This window comes from Flavobacterium sp. GSP6, from assembly GCF_003984855.1.
Classification (GTDB): Bacteria; Bacteroidota; Bacteroidia; order Flavobacteriales; family Flavobacteriaceae; genus Flavobacterium.
The window spans coordinates 73,138-91,813 of the sequence record NZ_RYDO01000006.1 but is presented as its reverse complement, the minus strand read 5'-3'; the positions used below and the strand labels follow the sequence as shown (position 1 = coordinate 91,813).

The following is an 18,676-nucleotide window of genomic DNA, read 5'->3' as shown; positions in this document are numbered from 1 at the left end:
CCAATAAACAAAGGGATTTAATTTTAAGGGTATTGACCTTAAATATTATTTTTAGCGACAGTTACTTTTACAGGAACATCATTTTTTAAGGACATAATACCACTGGTCAATAAAGTATCACCCGCCTTAAGTCCTGAAAGTACTAAGATGGAAGCATCCGTTCTGGTGGCGGTTTCGACCATCACTTGCTTTGCTTTTCCTCCACTGGAAATAAAAACTTTTTTACCGTTTTGAACCGGAATGATCGCTTCTGTTGGGACTAAGATCGCATCTTTGATAATATCCAAAGGCATTTCTACATCGGCAAAAAGTCCCGGTAATAAGTTACCGTCTTTGTTTTCTGCTAATGCTCGTACTTGTATGGTTCTGGTAGCTACAGACACTCTTGGCTCAATAGCATAAATCATAGCGCTATATTTTTTATTAGATCCGGCTACTGTAAAGTGTAAAGAGGTGTTTTTCTTAATTTGTGTAGCATATTTTTCAGGAATCGAAAAAGTTATTTTTAGCTTGCTGGTGTTCACAAGATTTGCAATCAACATGGAAGGTGTAATATAAATCCCCGGAGAAATAGAACGCAAACCAATTTTTCCTGAGAAGGGCGCTCGTACAGATGTTTTGGCAATTTGAACTTGAATCAACTGAGTTTGGGCTTCTGCTGATTTTAGATCCGCTCGGGCTAAATCATATTCTTCCTGGCTAATGGCTTCTTTTTGAAGTAATAATTGTGCTCTTCTTGCATTTTCTGAAGCTAATCCTTCTCGAGTAGATGCTTGTCTCAATTGGGCTCTTAACTCTAAATCATTCACTTTAAAAAGTACTTGACCTTTGCTAACGCTACTTCCTTCCTTAAAATAAATTCGTTCAACAATTCCTGAAACTTCACTCCGGATTTCAACCTGTTCATTGGCTTCAATAGAACCAGATAGCGATAAATTATTATCAAACGTTTGTGGCTCTACAATAATTCCACTGACATTCATTGATTTGATGTTTCCTGATTGATCTTTTGAATCGCCACTTTTACTTTTGTTTTCTTTTATTCGGTAACCAATAAATCCAATGATTCCAATTGTTAGCAAGGCATAAACTAGGTATTTAATTTTCATAGTTATTAAGTAAGATTAGGTCTCAGTTTTTTTAGTTAAAGACAAATTTAGGTTTTAGAAATGAATTAATTGAGGTGTTAATTTTTATTTAACGTTTGTACATACAAATGTCTTGTCCGTAAAAAATACGTTTCTGAATTCTAAATATTTTAGAAATATAGCATTAAAAAAAATGTTTTCAGAAACTCATTAGATTGTAGGACTACAAAAAACGGAAATGGTTTAATTGATAATAGAAAAAATAGTATTTAACGAAACTAAATTCAAAAGTACATACGATCAAAAATTACGTTAGCAAGATAAAATATCAACTTCTCGCCGTTTTAGTTTTAATCAAAAACAAAAGTTGAACATTATTCTCAAAATAAGAATTTAGGTTAGCTAATATAATTCCAGATGTTTTTCTTTTTTGTCATTTCTAAGAAAACAACTCTCAAAGCGGTATGCTCCGGTTTTTGCATCCCTGCATCTTCTTTCAGAAGTTTTAAAGCATAATTTCTGGCTAAAGCCAAAGTATCTCTGTCTCGAACTAAATCGGCAATTTGAAGATTCAGTACGCCGCTTTGTTGGGTTCCCATCAAATCACCCGGACCACGAAGCTTCAAGTCGACTTCCGCAATTTCGAAACCATCGTTTGTTTGCACCATCGTTTCCATTCGGGTTTTACTGTCAGAACTCAATTTGTGACTTGTCATCAGGATGCAATAACTTTGCTCCGCACCACGACCCACGCGACCTCGAAGCTGATGGAGTTGCGACAATCCAAAACGTTCCGCACTTTCAATAATCATCACGCTGGCATTAGGAACATTCACGCCAACTTCAATTACAGTTGTCGCAACCATAATATTAGTTTTCCCTTCTGAAAAGCGTTTCATTTCTGCATCCTTTTCCGCTGGTTTCATCTTTCCGTGCAAAATTGAAATCGAATACTGTGGCAATGGGAAATCTCTGGAAACACTTTCGTAACCGTCCATTAAATCCTTGAAATCCATTTTCTCCGATTCCTGGATGAGCGGATACACTATATAGATTTGGCGACCCAAAGCGATTTCGTCCCGAAGGAATTTCCAAACCTTCAAACGGTTGCTGTCAAAACGATGTACGGTCTGAATCGGTTTTCGTCCCGGAGGCAGTTCATCAATTACTGAAATGTCTAAATCGCCATACAAACTCATCGCCAAAGTGCGGGGAATAGGCGTGGCGGTCATTACCAGAACGTGTGGCGGAATCACATTTTTCTTCCATAATTTAGAGCGTTGCTCTACGCCAAAACGATGTTGCTCATCAATTACAGCCAGTCCTAAATTCTTGAATTTTACTTTATCTTCTAGTAAAGCATGCGTTCCGATAAGGATATGTAACGTACCGTTTTCCAGTTCTTCATGGATAATTCGGCGTTGAGCTATTTTGGTAGAACCTGTTAGGATTCGGATATTTATATTTAAAGTTTCGGCCAATTCGGATAAACCGATAAAATGCTGATTGGCGAGGATTTCTGTTGGTGCCATCAAGCAGGCTTGGAAGCCATTATCAAGCGCCAAAAGCATGCTCATAAAAGCCACAATTGTTTTTCCGGAACCTACATCGCCTTGCAGCAATCGGTTCATTTGGGCGTTGCTTCCCATATCGGTTCGGATTTCCTTTATCACTCTTTTTTGAGCATTTGTCAGTTGAAAAGGCAAATGATGCTGATAAAAATCATTGAAGTTTTCGCCTACAGTTGTAAACGGATGTCCTTTTATTTTATGTTTTCGGATGAGATTCTTCGTGATTAATTGCAATTGGATAAAGAACAATTCTTCGAATATTAATCGGAATTTCGCTTTAGCTAAAACATCAGCACTTTTTGGAAAATGAATGTTGAATAAAGCCGCTTTTTTAGGAATCAGCTTCAATTCGTTAATCAAATAATCCGGTAAAGTTTCCGTGAATAACGCTTGTGTTTCCAGAAACAATTGCTGCATCAGTTTATTAATCACCCGGTTTGAAATTCCGCGATTAGTCAAAGTTTCTGTCGAAGGATACACGGGTTGCATCGCTGAACGCAGACTTTGTTCATGCTCTGTCATCAATTCAATTTCGGGATGCGCCATGTTGAACGCATTTCCAAAAGAGGTGCATTTCCCAAAAATAACACACATTTCATTGAGCTTTAAACTCTCCCGAATCCATTTGTGACCTTGAAACCAAACGAGTTCCATTTGTCCTGTATCATCTACAAAAGTCGCTACCAATCGTTTTTGGTTTTTGCCAAATTCTACAGTTTTGATGTTGATGATTTTACCGATAATCTGAACTTCGGCACTATTATTTTGCAGTTCGTTAATCTTGTAATAGCGCGTTCTGTCTATGTATCTATTTGGAAAAAAATTAACCAAATCCACGTACTTATAAATTCCCAATTCCTTACGTAGCAATTCGCCCCGATTGGGACCAACGCCTTTCAAGTATTCGATGGGAGTGAGTAGGAGGTTTTGTTGCATAGTGCGAAGATAGTTTTTTGTTTGGAAATTTGGAAAGTGTAATTGATTCTAAAATGCTTTATTAAAAATGTAAAGTTAAAACTTAACTTAATTGTGAAATTAACACCAAACGCAATACCTTCGTAAAAAAAAGTAATAAATGACAACTCATCTCGCATTACTCCGTGGCATAAATGTTTCCGGTCACAGTATGATAAAAATGGAGGCGCTAAAAACAACTTTGGAAGCCATTGGTTTTCAAAATGTACAAACGTATATTCAATCGGGCAATGTTTTTGTAGATACAGAAGAAGAAAGTTCAGCTGCTGTTGGATTCAAAATAAAGCAGGAAATTTTCAAGGCTTTTGGTCATGAAGTGCCGGTTGTAGTCATTAGCTCTGCAGATTTAGAAGCATGTTTCAAGAACAATCCTTTCTTGAAGGAAAAAGATATTGATACTAAGAAATTATATGTGGCTTTTATTTCGACTACGTTACAAAGTAGCGGTATGAATGATTTGAGAATAAGTCAGTTCAAACCGGATGAAGCCAGTATTGACGGCAGCAGAATTTTTATAAAATATGCTGTTGGCGCCGGAAAAACCCGATTCGACCAAAAATACATCGAGAAGAAGCTAAACGTTATTGCAACAATCCGCAATTGGAATACTGTGACGCAATTACTGAAACTTTACGAGGAAAGATAATAAGACTTTAAAATCTAGTATAACCGCTAATTCGCTAATTTTCAAATGTTATCATCCATTTGAAATTTGCGAATTAGCGGTATTTTTTTAGAGTCAAAACAAGGATGTTTCAGAATCTATTTTTAACTTTAGAAATAAAATATTTATAATTTGACGCAACCTTTTACAAAAAGAATCATCTCAAGAATATCTGTGTAAACGATGTCAAATATTATTTTACACTTTTAGTTAAAAAAGTAAATTAATAAGTGCTTATTGAACATTTTGATGCGGTTAAATTTAGGATTATGAAGCATTTTTGCGAAAGAGATCTCAGGAGTTGAAAAATTTTTGGTACTTTTTTTTTAAAACCTTAATTATAAAAATGAAGCCTATCCTAAAGTACTGAATTTATTAGCCATTAAATAGATTATTTTTCAACCAGATCACAATACCAAAAACCAAAATCAAATGCATCAGAAGCGCTCGTGTCATAAGCAGTGTCAGATGAATCTTCCTTTTCTGGTTTTTCGTATTTTCTATAAACAACTTCTCCTATTTCGAAATCAATTGGTTTGGAAAAAATAGGTCCATCAAAAGTAAAAGTATGAAATTCGCCGTTTTCGCCACAAACGTCTACATTTTCAGGTAATTCATTGATGAAATTTTGATCAATCACGCGACCAACGAAGCTTTTATCTAAAAAGCGTTCATTGACGCAAACCACAATTGTTTTAAAACCTAAATTGATAAATTCTTGAATTAAATCATGTGTTGGGATTTTCCAAAGCGGAAAAATACCTTCAAAACCTATTTCGGCTAGTTTGTCTTCTCTGTATTTACGTAAATCTTCCAGAAAAATATCACCAAAAATCGAATGTGTAACACCTTGGTTTTTTAGTTTTGCCAATGTTTCCCGCATCACATTTTCGTACACCTCCATGGTTGGCATTTCAGGAATTTGCATAATTTCAAGAGGCAATCCAATGCTTTCGGCTTGTTGTTTCAATAATTCTACTCGGACGCCATGCATCGAAATACGCTGATGTTCTTGGTTCACACTGGTCAGTAAACTGGCAATTTCAATTTCTGGATTTTGTAGCGTTTTATATAAGGCCAGTGCAGAATCTTTTCCGCTGCTCCAATTAAATAAGGCTTTCTTTTTCAATGTAATTATCTTGTAATTTTCTGTAGGTAAACTTACAAAATTTGTCGGATTAGTTTAGGAAACCTTTGTAACTTTGAAAATTACAGTATTAAATGTATCATAATGAAATACCTATTCTTTTTTATTTCCACGTTCACATTCGCCCAACAAACCCAATTTGTTGATTTTAAATCAGTTTTAGGGAAAATTGTAATAAATCCAATTGAAAGAACTGTTTCTGGTGATGTTAATTATGATTTTAATGTTTTGAAATCTATAGATACCATTAAAATTGATGCCCAAAACATAGAATTTTCAGATGTAAAACTGAACGGAAAAGCAATCAATTACCGCAATACACAAAAACAATTGCAAATCATTTTTCCATTTAAAAAAGGAAAAAATAATTTGACCTTTCAATATTCAGCTAAGCCAAAACAAACGATGTATTTCGTGGGTTCAGAAGCAAATGATAATTTACAAATTTGGACGCAAGGACAAGGAAAATATACCAGTCATTGGTTTCCGAGTTTTGATGATGTGAATGAAAAAGTGGTTTTCAATTTGAATATTATATTCAAAAAAGAGTATCAGGTAATTTCAAATGGAACTTTGAGATTTAAATCTGGATTTGATGGACTTTCGGTTTGGCAATACCAAATGCAAAAACCAATGAGTTCGTATTTATTGATGCTTACCATCGGTAAATTTGAAAAAAAAATCGAGAAATCAAATTCTGGAATTCCTTTAGAAATGTATTTGGGACTAAAAGACGTTTCCAAATTTGAACCAACCTATCGCAACTCTAAAAAAATGTTTGATTTCTTAGAAAAGGAAATAGGAGTGAAGTATCCTTGGGAAATTTACAAACAAGCACCTGTTCGAGATTTCTTGTATGCCGGAATGGAAAATACATCAGCAACGCTTTTCAACACGCGTTATGTGGTGGATTCTACAGGTTTTGAAGACAGAAGTTACACGAATGTCAATGCGCATGAATTAGCGCATCAGTGGTTTGGGAATTTAGTCACTGCCGAAAGCAGCAAGCATCATTGGTTACAAGAAGGTTTTGCAACGTATTATGCACTTTTAGCCGAAAAGGAAATCTATGGAGAAGATTATTTTTATTCCAAATTATATGAGTCGGCATCACAATTAAAATACGCTTCCAGAACGGATAGCATTCCGGTTTTGAATGCCAAAGCCAGTTCATTGACTTTTTATCAAAAAGGAGCTTGGGCACTTTTTGTTTTACACAAAGAAATAGGGGATAAGGCGTTTAAAAAAGCGGTAAAAAGTTATTTAGAAAAAAATGCATTTCAAAATGTGAATACAACAGATTTTTTTGCTGAAATCAAAAAAGTATCTAGTTATGATTTAGATAATTTTAGTGAAGTATGGCTTGAAACTACTGTTTTCAATACACAACAAGCCAATAGTTTATTGCTTAAAAACAAATCAATTCAGGCGTTGTTTGAAGTCGATAAATTAAAAAACAAACCGTTGTCAGAGAAAAAGGATTTTCTTGAAAAAACAATGCAATCTGACGTCTATTTTTTGGTAAAAGAAGTTATTTTAAATCAATTAAAAAATGAAAAATGGGAAGATAAAAAAGAACTTCTGGCATTGGCTTTAACAACTGAAAATCTCCAAGTGCGTCAGGCAGTAGCTAGTACTTTGACTAAAATACCCGAAGATTTCCGTTTGCAATATGAGACTTTACTCGATGATCATTCCTATCAAACCCAAGAAATAGCGTTGTATCATTTATGGAATAATTTCCCCGAATATCGCTCTCTTTATTTGGATAAATCCAAAGACTGGATTGGTTTTAATGATTATAATCTTAAAACCTTGTGGCTTAGCTTAGCCTTGTCAAGTCCAGATTATGCATCAGACAAAACGGATTTAATCACGGAATTGGTGAATTATTCTTCTTCAATTTATGAAGCGACAACACGCCAAAATGCTTTGGAAAATCTTCTTACTTTTGGAATAATAAACGACACGGTTTTGAAAAACTTGATCAATGCATCAACACATCAAATGTGGCAGTTTTCAAAATTTGCGAGAGACAACATTAGAACCTTGCTAAAAAACAAAGAAATGCAGCTTTCATTCGAAAGGATTTTACCAAATTTGATTGAAAAGGAGCAATTTCAATTGAAAAGATTGATTTTTTAATTACTTTAACGAGATAATAATATAAGATTTATTATTTCAATATAAAATAGATGAAAGCATTAGTCATTTCAGGGGGTGGTAGTAAAGGAGCATTTGCAGGCGGGGTAGCAGAATTTCTTTTAGAAAAAGAAGCCGATAAATATGATCTTTTCGTCGGAACTTCAACTGGAAGTTTGCTGATTCCTCATTTGGCTTTAAATAAAATTGAAAAAATAAAAGAAATTTTTACCTCTGTAAATCAGTCCAGTATTTTTAGTAGACGTCCTTTTTTTGTAAAAAATAAAAATGGGGTATTTGTTATTTCGATAAACCATTTTAATGTACTAATCAATCTCATCAGAGGGAGTAAGACTTTTGGAGAAAGTTATAGTTTGAGAAAATTAATTCGAAAATCCATTACTCGTGAAGAGTTTAAAGAGTTAAAAGCCGGGAGCAAAGATGTTATTATTACCGTTTCCAATTTGAGCACTAATGAAGTGGAGTACAAGTCAATTAAAGATTTTGAATATTCTGAGTTTTGTGATTGGATCTGGATTTCATGTAATTATCTTCCCTTCATGAGTTTGGTTAATAAAAAAGGAAGTGATTATGGCGATGGTGGATTTACCAATTTAGTACCAATTCGAGAAGCCATAAATCGAGGAGCAACAGAAATTGATGTCATTATCTTGCAAACAGAAACCCAAATTAGTAAAAAAATTATCAGTAGAAACCCTTTCTCTTTATTGGTAAATTTATTTGGGACTGTTCTCGAACAGGTAAAGAAAAAGGACATTGCCATTGGTCTTTTGGCAGCAAAGAATAATAATGTAACCATAAATTTTTATTATACTCCAACGCATTTGACTGATAATGCGCTTTTTTTTAATAAAACAGAAATGAAAAAATGGTGGAAACAAGGTTACGAATACGCATTGACTAAAAGTGAAATTATGAGTGATATAAAATAACTCTTACCACAATTGTCCCACTTCGTTTTTAATATAAGCCAATGCTGCAGTGCTTGGAGAAGGTTTGTCTAATAAATCTTCAATGATAATTTCCCGCAAACTATTTGCGTCTTTTACTCTTTCATTAGTTGTTGCCAAACGAATCATTTGAATGGTTGCATTTTTGGCTGTAACAATAATGGACCAACACTCATCCGAAATGTAGATTTGCTGTGCTAAATTGTGTTCATACTCTTGTTCGATTTGTGCAATTACAAAATTGCGATACTCGTTTTTATCTTCTGAAAGAGGGGTAATTCGAACTAAAAGTTTTGAAGGATTGATCCGTTCCATAAACAAAGCCATACGCTCATAAGCCTGCAAGCGCAGAGGCAATAAGTCTTTTTGAGCGTCTTTTTGTAATAACCAGCGTCTTGTATTTTGTTGGTCTTTGAAATAAGCGTTAAATAAATAATAAGCAACACCTCCAGTAATTAGTGAAGGTATTGTGTAGCCCAGAATTTCTATGATTTTTGTAGAATCCATTTTGATGTGAAAATTATTTAGCAAAAATATACTTTTTTGAGTATAAATCAATTTCTATTTAATAGCAATAAATGAAACCGAATGCTATTTTTGTTGTTCGTAACAAGAATATTTTAATTGAATACTATGATGGAGACTTACGTTTTGGCTTTACTTTGTATTGCGGCCTTTGCTGCTGGATTTATTGATGCAATTGTTGGAGGTGGCGGATTAATACAAACGCCTATGGGATTGGTTTTATTACCGAATCTTCCTGTTGCAACCGTAATTGGAACCTTGAAAGTTCCTGCTTTTAGTGGTACTTCCTTTGCAGCATATCAATATCTAAAAAAGGTAGATATGAACTGGAAATTGTTGTCGATTATGATGCTTTTGGCCTTTCCATCGGCATTTTTGGGTTCTACTTTATTGACGTATGTAAGCAATGATTTTATGAAACCGTTATTATTGGTGGTTCTTTCTTTTTTAGTTGTTTACACGTACGCCAAGAAAAATTTTGGACAACATATTGAAAAAAATCATTCCCCAAGAACTCAAATTTGGAATGCTATTGGAATCAGTTTTGTAGTTGGTTTATATGATGGATTTATCGGACCGGGAACCGGAAGTTTTTTGGTTGTGGCTTTTATTGCCATTATGGGTTTCGATTTTCTGCACGCTTCCGCAAATGCGAAAATGGTGAATCTGGCGACAAACTTTGGTTCTATATGTTTGTTTATTTTAAAAGGAAAAATTATTTGGGCAATTGCACTACCCATGGCTGCCAGCAATGCGTTAGGCGGATGGATTGGAGCAAAAATAGCCATTAACAAGGGAAATAGTTTTATTCGGATTTTTTTTCTAGTTGTAGTTGTTGGGACTTTAATCCGTTTTGCGTACGATGTGTTTTTGAGATAATAAATACAAGAATATCTTATTAAGAAGAGTCGCAAAATGAATTAGCCAATTGTTGTTTTTTGGTACTGAAAACCTCATTCAAAATCGCTATTTTTGCATAATAAAACTTAAAAATTTCCATGCACAAATATATCGATCAACTTAATGAAGCCCAACGTGAACCCGTTTTGCAAAAAGACGGACCCATGATAATTATTGCGGGTGCAGGTTCCGGTAAAACGAGGGTGTTGACTATCAGAATTGCTTATTTGATGAGTCAGGGTGTTGATGCGTTTAGTATCTTATCGCTTACTTTTACCAATAAAGCGGCCCGAGAAATGAAAAAAAGAATTTCGGATATCGTGGGAGCCGGAGAGGCAAAAAATCTTTGGATGGGAACATTTCACTCGGTTTTTGCTCGAATTTTACGCTCAGAAGCCGAACATCTTGGTTATCCTTCAAACTTTACCATATATGATTCTCAGGATTCATTGCGTGCCATTTCCGGAATAATCAAGGAAATGCAACTGGATCGTGATGTGTACAAACCCAAACAGGTTTTAAGCCGAATTTCAAATTTCAAAAACAGTTTGATTACGGTAAAAGCATATTTTAATGATCCTGATTTGCAAGAAGCGGATGCAATGTCTAAAAAACCTCGAATGGGCGAAATTTATCAAAATTATGTGGACCGATGTTTTAAAGCAGGCGCCATGGATTTTGATGATTTGTTATTAAAAACCAATGAATTACTGACTCGTTTTCCGGAAGTTCTGGCCAAATATCAAAACCGTTTTCGCTATATTTTGGTAGATGAGTACCAAGATACAAATCACTCGCAATATCTTATTGTTCGGGCTTTATCCGATAAATTTCAGAATATTTGTGTGGTCGGCGATGATGCACAAAGTATTTATGCGTTTCGTGGTGCAAACATCAATAATATACTGAATTTCCAGAAAGATTATGAAGGCGTAAAAACCTTCAGACTAGAACAAAATTACCGTTCGACAAAGAATATTGTTGAAGCAGCAAACACTATTATTGATAAAAATAAAGTAAAACTGGACAAAATCGTTTGGACCGCCAATGATTTTGGTCCCAAAATAAAGGTTCACCGCAGTTTAACAGACAACGAAGAAGGCCGTTTTGTAGCCAGTACGATTTGGGAGCAAAAAATGCAAAATCAAATGCCTAACGGTGCGTTTGCCATTTTGTACCGGACCAATGCACAATCCCGGGCTATGGAAGATGCGCTTAGAAAAAGAGATATTCCGTACCGGATTTATGGTGGACTTTCTTTCTATCAAAGAAAAGAAGTCAAGGATGTTTTGTGTTATTTACGATTGGTTATTAATCCAAAAGATGAAGAAGCTTTAGTTCGGGTAATTAATTATCCGGCACGTGGGATTGGGAATACAACAATCGAAAAACTAACCATTGCAGCCAATCACTACAAACGTTCGATGTTTGAAGTGATGCAAAACATAGAGCGAATTGATTTAAAACTGAATTCCGGAACCAAGCAAAAACTATTAGATTTTGTTACGATGATTCAGAGTTTTCAGGCTATAAATGAAAATCAGGATGCGTTTTATTTAGCGGATCATGTTGCCAAAAAAACAGGATTAATTCAGGAATTAAAAAAAGATGCTACACCGGAAGGAATGGCTAAAATTCAGAATATTGAGGAATTACTAAACGGTATTAAGGATTTTACAGATGGCCAAAAAGAAGTGGATGGAGCTCGTGGCGCTTTGTCTGAATTTATGGAAGATGTGGCTCTGGCAACTGATTTAGACAAAGACACCAGTGATGAAGACCGCGTGGCGTTGATGACCATTCACTTAGCTAAAGGATTAGAATTTCCTCATGTTTTTGTAGTGGGAATGGAAGAAGATTTGTTCCCGAGTGCCATGAGTATGAGCACGAGAAGCGAACTAGAAGAAGAACGCCGCTTGTTTTATGTGGCTTTGACCCGTGCAGAGCAACAGGCGTATTTGACCTATGCACAATCACGATACCGTTGGGGAAAATTGACTGATAGTGAACCGTCGCGTTTTATTGAGGAAATCGATAGTCAATATCTGGAATACATTACACCTCCTGAAAATAATTACAGGTATAAACCAATGATTGATAGCGATATTTTTGGTGATGTAGATAAATCTAGATTGCGTCTGGCAAAACCAGCTAACGGAACCCCGCCGACCAAATATAATACAGATAATGAACCTAAATCGGATATAAATATTCGTAAATTGAAACCTGTTAGTAATAATGCTGCTTCAGGAAGTGCTAATTTATTCGATAATAAACTGGTTGCTGGTAATATAGTGATGCACGAACGTTTTGGGAAAGGCGAAGTGTTAAACCTTGAAGGAGTGGGAGCCGACAAAAAAGCCGAAATCAAATTTGAAGTAGGCGGAATAAAGAAATTACTGTTGCGTTTTGCTAAACTGGATATTATTGGATGAAAAACTAAAAAAAATGGCTCAATTTATAAAAATATACGAAGACAAACCTAATGAAGCAGCAATTGCCAAAGTAGTTAAGGTTTTAAAAGAAGGTGGTTTAGTGATCTATCCCACGGATACTGTTTATGGTTTGGGTTGTGATATTACCAATACCAAAGCATTGGAACGCATAGCGAGAATAAAAGGAGTAAAGCTGGATAAAGCTAATTTTTCTTTTGTTTGCCATGATCTAAGCAACATATCGGATTATGTGAGGCAGATAGACACAGCAACTTTCAAATTATTAAAAAGAGCGTTGCCAGGGCCGTATACTTTTATTTTACCTGGAAATAATAGCTTGCCTAAAGAATTTAAAAAGAAAACAACCGTTGGAATTCGGGTTCCAGACAATGCGATTGCTCTAGAAATAGTTAAAGTATTAGGGAATCCTATTGTTTCTACCTCAATTCATGATGAAGATGATGTGATAGAATATACCACGGATCCGGAACTAATTTTTGAGAAATGGCAAAACCTGGTTGATTTAGTTATTGATGGAGGTTATGGAGACAATATAGGATCCACCATTATTGATTTATCGGGTGATGAGCCAGTTGTAGTTAGAGAAGGCAAAGGAAGTTTAGATATTTTATAAGATTTAAATTTTTGGCAAAATAGTTGCCGATTTACCATAAATTTTTGTGTTTCCCAAGAAGTTACAAATCTATAGTCACCAACTTCAAAAAGCCATAATACAAAAACCCTACAAATTTATAAGTAAAAAATCCTTAAATCACTGATTATCAGTATGTTTAAGGATTTTTGAAGTGACCTTGACTGGATTCAAACCAGTAACCTCTTGAGCCGTAATCAAGTGCGCTATTCAGTTGCGCCACAAGGCCTTTTTTTGCTATTGATGTCTTAATTAAGGCGTCTTAGCGGGTGCAAATATAAGTATAAATGTGTAATTTGCAAGTCTAAAATTGTAAAAAAACAAAAAAATATGCCATTAAAAAAGTATATACGTGATATTCAGGGATTTCCTAAAGAAGGAATTTTGTTTAAAGACATCACTCCGTTACTAATTAATCCCGAAGCAAGGAATAAATGTCTTGAAATACTGGTTGAATCCTTGAAAGATAAAAAAATTGACAAGGTAATAGGAGTAGAAAGTCGTGGATTTTTCTTTGGAATGTTGATTGCACAAGAATTAAATGTTGGTTTTATTCCGGTTCGTAAGCCGAACAAGTTGCCTTACGAAACCATCTCGGCAACGTATGATTTAGAATATGGAACGGATACTTTAGAAATCCATATTGATGCAATTCAAAAAGGAGACCGAATTCTGATTCACGATGATGTATTGGCAACCGGAGGAACCGCAAGAGCAGTTTGTGAATTGGTGGAACAATTAGGTGGTGAAATCGTGCAATGCAATTTCCTGATGGAATTAGCTTTCTTAAATGGAAGGACAAAAATCAAAGGAAATGAAATTTTTGTAGCAATTACATACTAATTTAAGGTTCGTGTGATTACGTAATACTTAAAGCAATAATCGCGATTTGCAATTTCTTGGCTTTAGCCAAATCCAATCCCTGTTTGGTGAAACTCTGTAAAATGATTTTGTTGAGTTGGCCCAAGATTTTATACATATCGTTTTGTTTTGTAAAAAGATAAAAATAAAGAAAGAGGGTAAAGAGGGCTTTGATTGGGTGATGCTTTTTTATCTCTAAAGCACACTATGTTTATATTATAATTAAAAAAGCTATTTTACATAATATAAATTATAGCGCAAAAAAGACACACTACATTTAGACAAAAAAATTACACTGTTTAGTTACATTAAACGATTACAATCCTTCCTTAAATTATTTAACATGAAGGATATTCATTTTTACAGTCTTTTGCTATAAATAATTTTACGATTGGCTGACACCATTTCCGATTTCAGAGAAATACGTCTCAAAAGCTTAAAATCACATTATTTTGTTATAATTTATGCTGTTTTAATCTAAATATAGGCCATTTTAATGGTTTTAAAGTATTTCTTTGTGTTACGACGCTTTACCTTGGTTTTGGCAGCTAACGTAAAACTAAACTATTAATAGTAACGGAATAATTTTTGATTTAAGAAACAGACGATCCTATATTATTTATTTAAATCAGATAAAATCAAGTGAGTTGTAGGCTCTCCATAAACTAAAAGCCGATCAATAAATTGTTGTAGGTGCATTTGATCAACTAGAACGACGTTCATAATAATGTTTTGGGGTCCAGTAATTCTAAAAACCTCATTTATCTCTGGAAAATCTTTCAGCTGATCACAAAACAGCTGTAGTTTTCCACTAAATAACTTGAACAGAATAAAAACCTCTAATCCAAATCCCAGTTTTTGGTTGTTCAGCTGAAGTTTATATCCCTGTATAATAGCAGCATCCTCCAGTTTTTGAATGCGTTCTCTTACGGAAGAAGGTGAAAGTCCAATTTGTTTCCCAATTTCTACATAGGAAGCTCTTGAGTTTATTTCTAATTGCTTTATTATTTTTAAATCTAGAGTATCAACCATTAAAAAAGTTTTAAATGCTTAAAATTACAACTTTTTAACGGAAAATTACTTGTTTATTGATGGATTAAATTTAGATATTTATAGTGCTAATAGTACTTTTGAACCATGGATAACACTTTATTACTACTTACAATTGGAATTTTCACAGGATTTTTTATTCAAACTATGATCGGTTTCGGCGGTGCTTTAATAGCTTTACCTTTCTTGTTGTTAGTCATGCCTTTATCTGAAGCAGTTTCGTATCTTTCTATTTTTTATTTGGTCTCCTCTCCTATTTATGTGTATAAAGAATGGGAACATATAGACAAAAGCTTATTAAAAAAAATTGCTTTTTCTTCCTTTTTTGGAGTGCTTACCGGAATAGTGGTTCTAGTTTATGGAAAACCTCTGATCTTAAAGCAGGCGTTGGGTGTTTTTATTATCCTATTTGTATTAAATAGTCTTCGTGTCAAAAAAAAAGTAGTGATTTTAAAAAAAACGAAACACTTTTTGGGTTTTCTAGGAGGTTTCTTCTCTGGTTTATTTTCTACCGGAGGTCCTTTATATGTAATAATTGTTCAGAATGAAACTAACGATATAAAGACATTTAGGGCTACCATGTTTGGTACTTTAGGCCTGGTTACGCTGATGCGAATGCCTGTTTTGGTTTTAGGTGGCGTGATTACTATGAACCAAATTTACAATTCCCTCTATGTTGTGCCTTTTCTTATTCTTGCTTTATTTTTGGGCAAAAAAGTCTATTTAAAACTTAATGAAGCGCTTATAAAAAGAATCATTTTAGGACTATTATTTCTATCAGGAGTATTGCTGGTTTTTAAAGTATAATTATAGAAATTGTATTGACTCTGCTTTTATCACATTACTGGTCAATGACAGTGCTAAATTTATTTTATTTAGCAGCTCTTTGTCCATTATCATAGATCACATTAGTGTGCAAAGTGGTTTGATTCGCATCTTAATTATTTACCTTTGCAAAAAATTAAAAATTGCGACTTCAATGAATAATACCGAAATGAACAAAAAAAAATACATTAAATTAATCCTCATTTTAGGTTCTCTTACCGCACTTGGCCCATTTTCAATTGATATGTATTTACCTGGTTTTGCCGGAATTGCTAAAGATTTGAATACTTCTGTTGCCAATGTGTCCATGACATTATCCAGTTATTTTATTGGAATTTCTGCTGGACAATTGCTTTATGGTCCGTTATTAGATCGTTTTGGCCGAAAAAAACCGCTCTTTATTGGATTATTGGTTTACATATTAGCCTCTTTGGGCTGCGCATTTGTCACTGATATTGATACTTTTATAGGGCTGAGATTCATTCAGGCTGTTGGGAGCTGTGCTGCTACGGTAGCCTCAGTGTCAATGGTTCGGGATTTATTTCCTGTAAAAGAGATACCTAAAGTCTTTTCTTTATTGATGTTGGTTGTAGGGCTTTCGCCAATGCTGGCACCCACTGTAGGCGGTTATGTTACTACTTATTACGGTTGGCATACTGTATTTTTTATACTGATGTGCATGGGAATTGTAATTCTTGTAGCGGCTCAAATTGTTTTGCCTAATACTTTCAAACCGGACACTTCTATTTCATTAAAGCCAAAACCAATTATTTCTAATTTTATACGCATTGTTAAAGTGCCTCAATTTTACACCTATGCGTTTACAGGAGCAATCGCTTTTTCTGGTTTATTCACGTATGTAGCAGCCTCTCCTATTTTATTTATGGATATTTTCAAAGTAGATGGTACAACGTATGGCTGGATTTTTGCCTTTATGTCTTTGAGTTTTATAAGCGCCAGTCAGCTTAATTCTTTTTTATTGCGGAAATTTACCAGTGAACAAATGATTTTTGGGGCCTTAATTACACAGTCGGTAATCAGTGTTTTATTTCTGACATTAGCAATCAATGGTCTTTTAGGTTTGTATGAAACAATCGCCATGCTGTTTTTATTCTTGGCGTGTTTAGGAATCTCTAATCCTAATACAGCAGGACTGACTCTTGCTCCTTTTTCAAGAAATGCAGGAAGCGCGTCAGCCCTCATGGGTGCGATTCAATTGGGATTAGGTGCTTTGGCCTCTTTTGCGGTTGGTGTTTTTGTAAAAAGCTCTATGTTACCAATGGTTTTGATTATGACAACATCAACAATACTGGCATTGATTATTTTAATTATCGGAAAACGAAACATAAAAAAAGCCATTACAACTTCAGATGATGAAATTGTAATAGCTCATTAACAGTTTATGAAAAAGAATGAATTAATTCATTCTTTTTTGTTTTTTTATTGGTTTCTCCGTTTTTGAAAGGACTTCATTTTTTGCTTGAAGCAAGTGATTGGCCAGGACCTTTTCTATTAGTTCGTCTTTCGTCAAATGATGAAAAACTGTTTTTATTTTATCTTTTAATTCTGTAGCGATGTCATGATTGGGTTTTGTCTTGAAGATTTGCTTCGCCCATAACAACGTATTATTTTCTTCAATACTGGCAAGAGTTGGTTTTTTAAATTCTTTGAATTGTATTCCCAATTCTTTTTCGAATTCAGCAATTTCAACTACTTCTTCCGGCTGCAATACCGTCAATGAAAGTCCCTTTGCTCCTGCTCTTGCAGTTCTACCGCTACGATGTACGTATGCTTCATACACATCAGGCAAATGATAATTGACTACATAAGAAATTTCTTTTACATCAATTCCTCTTGCTGCTAAATCTGTTGCGACTAATATATTGATATGTCCTTCGCGGAATTGCTCCATGATTCGGTCTCTAATTCCCTGCGATAAACTTCCGTGTAATGCACCAGAAGAAAACCTATTGATAGCCAAGTTTTTAGCTAATTTATTGACTGCTGCTTTTGTTTTACAAAAAATGATACCGCGTTCACCCTCTTTAGAATTCAGAAAATGCATCAAAACGTCCAGTTTTTCAATAGGATTTACCACAATGTATTGATGATCAATTCCTTGATTACCTACTGTTTCCATATTGGCACTGACATGTACCACATTTTTATTCAAATAGTTTTGAATCAATTGTTTTATGCTTCCGGGCATGGTGGCCGAGAATAAAAAAGTCTTATGCGCTGCTGGTAATTCAGCAATAATTTCATCTAAGCCTTCTTTTAATATAGTCACCATTTCATCGGCTTCATCGAGCACGAGGAATCTGGTTTCTTTTAAGTTTATGGCTTTGCGCTGAATTAAATCAATTAATCTTCCGGGCGTTGCCACTACAATATGTGTAGGTGTTGCAAGGCGTTCTATTTGCGGTTTGATTGGAATTCCTCCGCATGTTGCTGCAATGGAAACTTCAGGCAAAAAGGTGGCAAAAGACTCTAAATTTTTAAATATTTGTTGGCCTAATTCCCGAGTTGGTGCAAGAATTACTGCTTGAATCAAAGGTGATTTTACATCTATTAATTGTAAAATTGGCAATCCAAATGCGGCTGTTTTTCCGGTACCGGTTTTAGCAAGTCCAACTATATCCGTTGTATTTGACAAAAGTAACGGAATCGTTTTTAGCTGAATTTCTGTTGGTACAACAATTTTCAATTCGGTAATCGCTTTTACTATTGGTGCTGAAATTCCTAAATCAGAGAATTGTTTTGGCATTTTTTTTGAATTTTATATTTTATAAAAAATAGTTGTTTTGTAACGGTAATTTTAGCCCCGATAGCAGTGAAAATCCTTTTATTTTTTCTTTAAAAATAAAAGA

At 34.5% G+C, this 18,676-nt stretch carries 16 protein-coding genes and 1 tRNA gene; 9 read left to right on the top strand and 8 right to left on the bottom strand.

Annotation, left to right across the window (positions count from 1 at the left end; translation table 11 throughout):
- Positions 1-38: 38 nt before the first annotated feature.
- Together EKM03_RS08140 and recG are read right to left on the bottom strand one after the other, a co-directional pair.
- A complete protein-coding gene (locus EKM03_RS08140) occupies positions 39-1,109 on the bottom strand; it encodes an efflux RND transporter periplasmic adaptor subunit (protein ID WP_126740161.1) in 1,071 nt (356 codons plus the stop codon).
- 377 nt (positions 1,110-1,486) lie between these two features.
- On the bottom strand, positions 1,487-3,595 hold the full coding sequence (gene recG / locus EKM03_RS08135; protein WP_126451461.1) for an ATP-dependent DNA helicase RecG: 2,109 nt from the start codon (positions 3,593-3,595) through the stop codon (positions 1,487-1,489).
- Between the two features lie 139 nt (positions 3,596-3,734).
- Between recG and EKM03_RS08130 the strand changes: the two genes are divergently transcribed.
- Positions 3,735-4,280, top strand: a complete 546-nt coding sequence (locus tag EKM03_RS08130) for a DUF1697 domain-containing protein (protein ID WP_126563741.1) — start codon at positions 3,735-3,737, stop codon at positions 4,278-4,280.
- Between the two features lie 409 nt (positions 4,281-4,689).
- Here the strand turns inward: EKM03_RS08130 and EKM03_RS08125 are convergent, their stop codons facing one another.
- Positions 4,690-5,427 (bottom strand): diphthine--ammonia ligase, encoded by a 738-nt coding sequence (locus EKM03_RS08125; protein WP_126740160.1) that lies wholly within the window; start codon positions 5,425-5,427, stop codon positions 4,690-4,692.
- 102 nt (positions 5,428-5,529) lie between these two features.
- Here EKM03_RS08125 and EKM03_RS08120 point away from each other — a divergent pair, with 102 nt between their 5' ends.
- Positions 5,530-7,590 carry a M1 family metallopeptidase gene (locus tag EKM03_RS08120; RefSeq protein WP_126740159.1) on the top strand — a complete coding sequence of 687 codons (2,061 nt, stop codon included), beginning with the start codon at positions 5,530-5,532 and terminating at the stop codon, positions 7,588-7,590.
- A 50-nt stretch (positions 7,591-7,640) separates the two neighbouring features.
- Positions 7,641-8,540 (top strand): patatin family protein, encoded by a 900-nt coding sequence (locus EKM03_RS08115; protein WP_126514825.1) that lies wholly within the window; start codon positions 7,641-7,643, stop codon positions 8,538-8,540.
- A 3-nt stretch (positions 8,541-8,543) separates the two neighbouring features.
- On the opposite strand, the gene EKM03_RS08110 is transcribed toward EKM03_RS08115, so the two are convergent.
- Positions 8,544-9,065 carry a hypothetical protein gene (locus EKM03_RS08110; RefSeq protein ID WP_126740158.1) on the bottom strand — a complete coding sequence of 174 codons (522 nt, stop codon included), beginning with the start codon at positions 9,063-9,065 and terminating at the stop codon, positions 8,544-8,546.
- 129 nt (positions 9,066-9,194) lie between these two features.
- On the opposite strand from EKM03_RS08110, the gene EKM03_RS08105 reads away from it, so the two are divergent.
- From EKM03_RS08105 to EKM03_RS08095, 3 genes are all read left to right on the top strand, one after another.
- Entirely contained in the window at positions 9,195-9,962 is a 768-nt protein-coding gene (locus tag EKM03_RS08105; protein WP_126740184.1) for a TSUP family transporter, read from the top strand.
- A gap of 119 nt (positions 9,963-10,081) precedes the next feature.
- Positions 10,082-12,418 (top strand): ATP-dependent helicase, encoded by a 2,337-nt coding sequence (locus EKM03_RS08100; protein ID WP_126740157.1) that lies wholly within the window; start codon positions 10,082-10,084, stop codon positions 12,416-12,418.
- Between the two features lie 13 nt (positions 12,419-12,431).
- Positions 12,432-13,052: an L-threonylcarbamoyladenylate synthase gene (locus EKM03_RS08095; protein WP_126561570.1), complete on the top strand. Its 621-nt coding sequence runs from the start codon at positions 12,432-12,434 to the stop codon at positions 13,050-13,052.
- A gap of 173 nt (positions 13,053-13,225) precedes the next feature.
- On the opposite strand, the gene EKM03_RS08090 is transcribed toward EKM03_RS08095, so the two are convergent.
- Positions 13,226-13,299 (bottom strand) — tRNA-Arg (locus EKM03_RS08090).
- Between the two features lie 101 nt (positions 13,300-13,400).
- Between EKM03_RS08090 and EKM03_RS08085 the strand changes: the two genes are divergently transcribed.
- Positions 13,401-13,913: an adenine phosphoribosyltransferase gene (locus tag EKM03_RS08085; RefSeq protein WP_126561571.1), complete on the top strand. Its 513-nt coding sequence runs from the start codon at positions 13,401-13,403 to the stop codon at positions 13,911-13,913.
- A 16-nt stretch (positions 13,914-13,929) separates the two neighbouring features.
- On the opposite strand, the gene EKM03_RS15265 is transcribed toward EKM03_RS08085, so the two are convergent.
- Positions 13,930-14,049, bottom strand: a complete 120-nt coding sequence (locus EKM03_RS15265; RefSeq protein WP_197037188.1) for an SsrA-binding protein — start codon at positions 14,047-14,049, stop codon at positions 13,930-13,932.
- A 497-nt stretch (positions 14,050-14,546) separates the two neighbouring features.
- Positions 14,547-14,963 (bottom strand): Lrp/AsnC family transcriptional regulator, encoded by a 417-nt coding sequence (locus tag EKM03_RS08075; protein WP_126563760.1) that lies wholly within the window; start codon positions 14,961-14,963, stop codon positions 14,547-14,549.
- A gap of 105 nt (positions 14,964-15,068) precedes the next feature.
- On the opposite strand from EKM03_RS08075, the gene EKM03_RS08070 reads away from it, so the two are divergent.
- Entirely contained in the window at positions 15,069-15,788 is a 720-nt protein-coding gene (locus EKM03_RS08070) for a sulfite exporter TauE/SafE family protein (RefSeq protein ID WP_199736783.1), read from the top strand.
- Positions 15,789-15,975: 187 nt separating this feature from the next.
- On the top strand, positions 15,976-17,202 hold the full coding sequence (locus EKM03_RS08065; RefSeq protein WP_126740183.1) for a multidrug effflux MFS transporter: 1,227 nt from the start codon (positions 15,976-15,978) through the stop codon (positions 17,200-17,202).
- Positions 17,203-17,223: 21 nt separating this feature from the next.
- Here the strand turns inward: EKM03_RS08065 and EKM03_RS08060 are convergent, their stop codons facing one another.
- A complete protein-coding gene (locus tag EKM03_RS08060) occupies positions 17,224-18,573 on the bottom strand; it encodes a DEAD/DEAH box helicase (RefSeq protein WP_126553277.1) in 1,350 nt (449 codons plus the stop codon).
- Positions 18,574-18,676 lie beyond the last annotated feature (103 nt).

Bases quoted from the DNA above. Each gene is read 5' to 3' on its own strand.
- EKM03_RS08140 (WP_126740161.1), bottom strand. From the start codon at position 1,109: ATGAAAATTAAATACCTAGTTTATGCCTTGCTAACAATTGGAATCATT.
- recG (WP_126451461.1), bottom strand. From the start codon at position 3,595: ATGCAACAAAACCTCCTACTCACTCCCATCGAATACTTGAAAGGCGTT.
- EKM03_RS08130 (WP_126563741.1), top strand. From the start codon at position 3,735: ATGACAACTCATCTCGCATTACTCCGTGGCATAAATGTTTCCGGTCAC.
- EKM03_RS08120 (WP_126740159.1), top strand. From the start codon at position 5,530: ATGAAATACCTATTCTTTTTTATTTCCACGTTCACATTCGCCCAACAA.
- EKM03_RS08115 (WP_126514825.1), top strand. From the start codon at position 7,641: ATGAAAGCATTAGTCATTTCAGGGGGTGGTAGTAAAGGAGCATTTGCA.
- EKM03_RS08110 (WP_126740158.1), bottom strand. From the start codon at position 9,065: ATGGATTCTACAAAAATCATAGAAATTCTGGGCTACACAATACCTTCA.
- EKM03_RS08105 (WP_126740184.1), top strand. From the start codon at position 9,195: ATGGAGACTTACGTTTTGGCTTTACTTTGTATTGCGGCCTTTGCTGCT.
- EKM03_RS08100 (WP_126740157.1), top strand. From the start codon at position 10,082: ATGCACAAATATATCGATCAACTTAATGAAGCCCAACGTGAACCCGTT.
- EKM03_RS08095 (WP_126561570.1), top strand. From the start codon at position 12,432: ATGGCTCAATTTATAAAAATATACGAAGACAAACCTAATGAAGCAGCA.
- EKM03_RS08085 (WP_126561571.1), top strand. From the start codon at position 13,401: ATGCCATTAAAAAAGTATATACGTGATATTCAGGGATTTCCTAAAGAA.
- EKM03_RS15265 (WP_197037188.1), bottom strand. From the start codon at position 14,049: ATGTATAAAATCTTGGGCCAACTCAACAAAATCATTTTACAGAGTTTC.
- EKM03_RS08075 (WP_126563760.1), bottom strand. From the start codon at position 14,963: ATGGTTGATACTCTAGATTTAAAAATAATAAAGCAATTAGAAATAAAC.
- EKM03_RS08070 (WP_199736783.1), top strand. From the start codon at position 15,069: ATGGATAACACTTTATTACTACTTACAATTGGAATTTTCACAGGATTT.
- EKM03_RS08065 (WP_126740183.1), top strand. From the start codon at position 15,976: ATGAACAAAAAAAAATACATTAAATTAATCCTCATTTTAGGTTCTCTT.
- EKM03_RS08060 (WP_126553277.1), bottom strand. From the start codon at position 18,573: ATGCCAAAACAATTCTCTGATTTAGGAATTTCAGCACCAATAGTAAAA.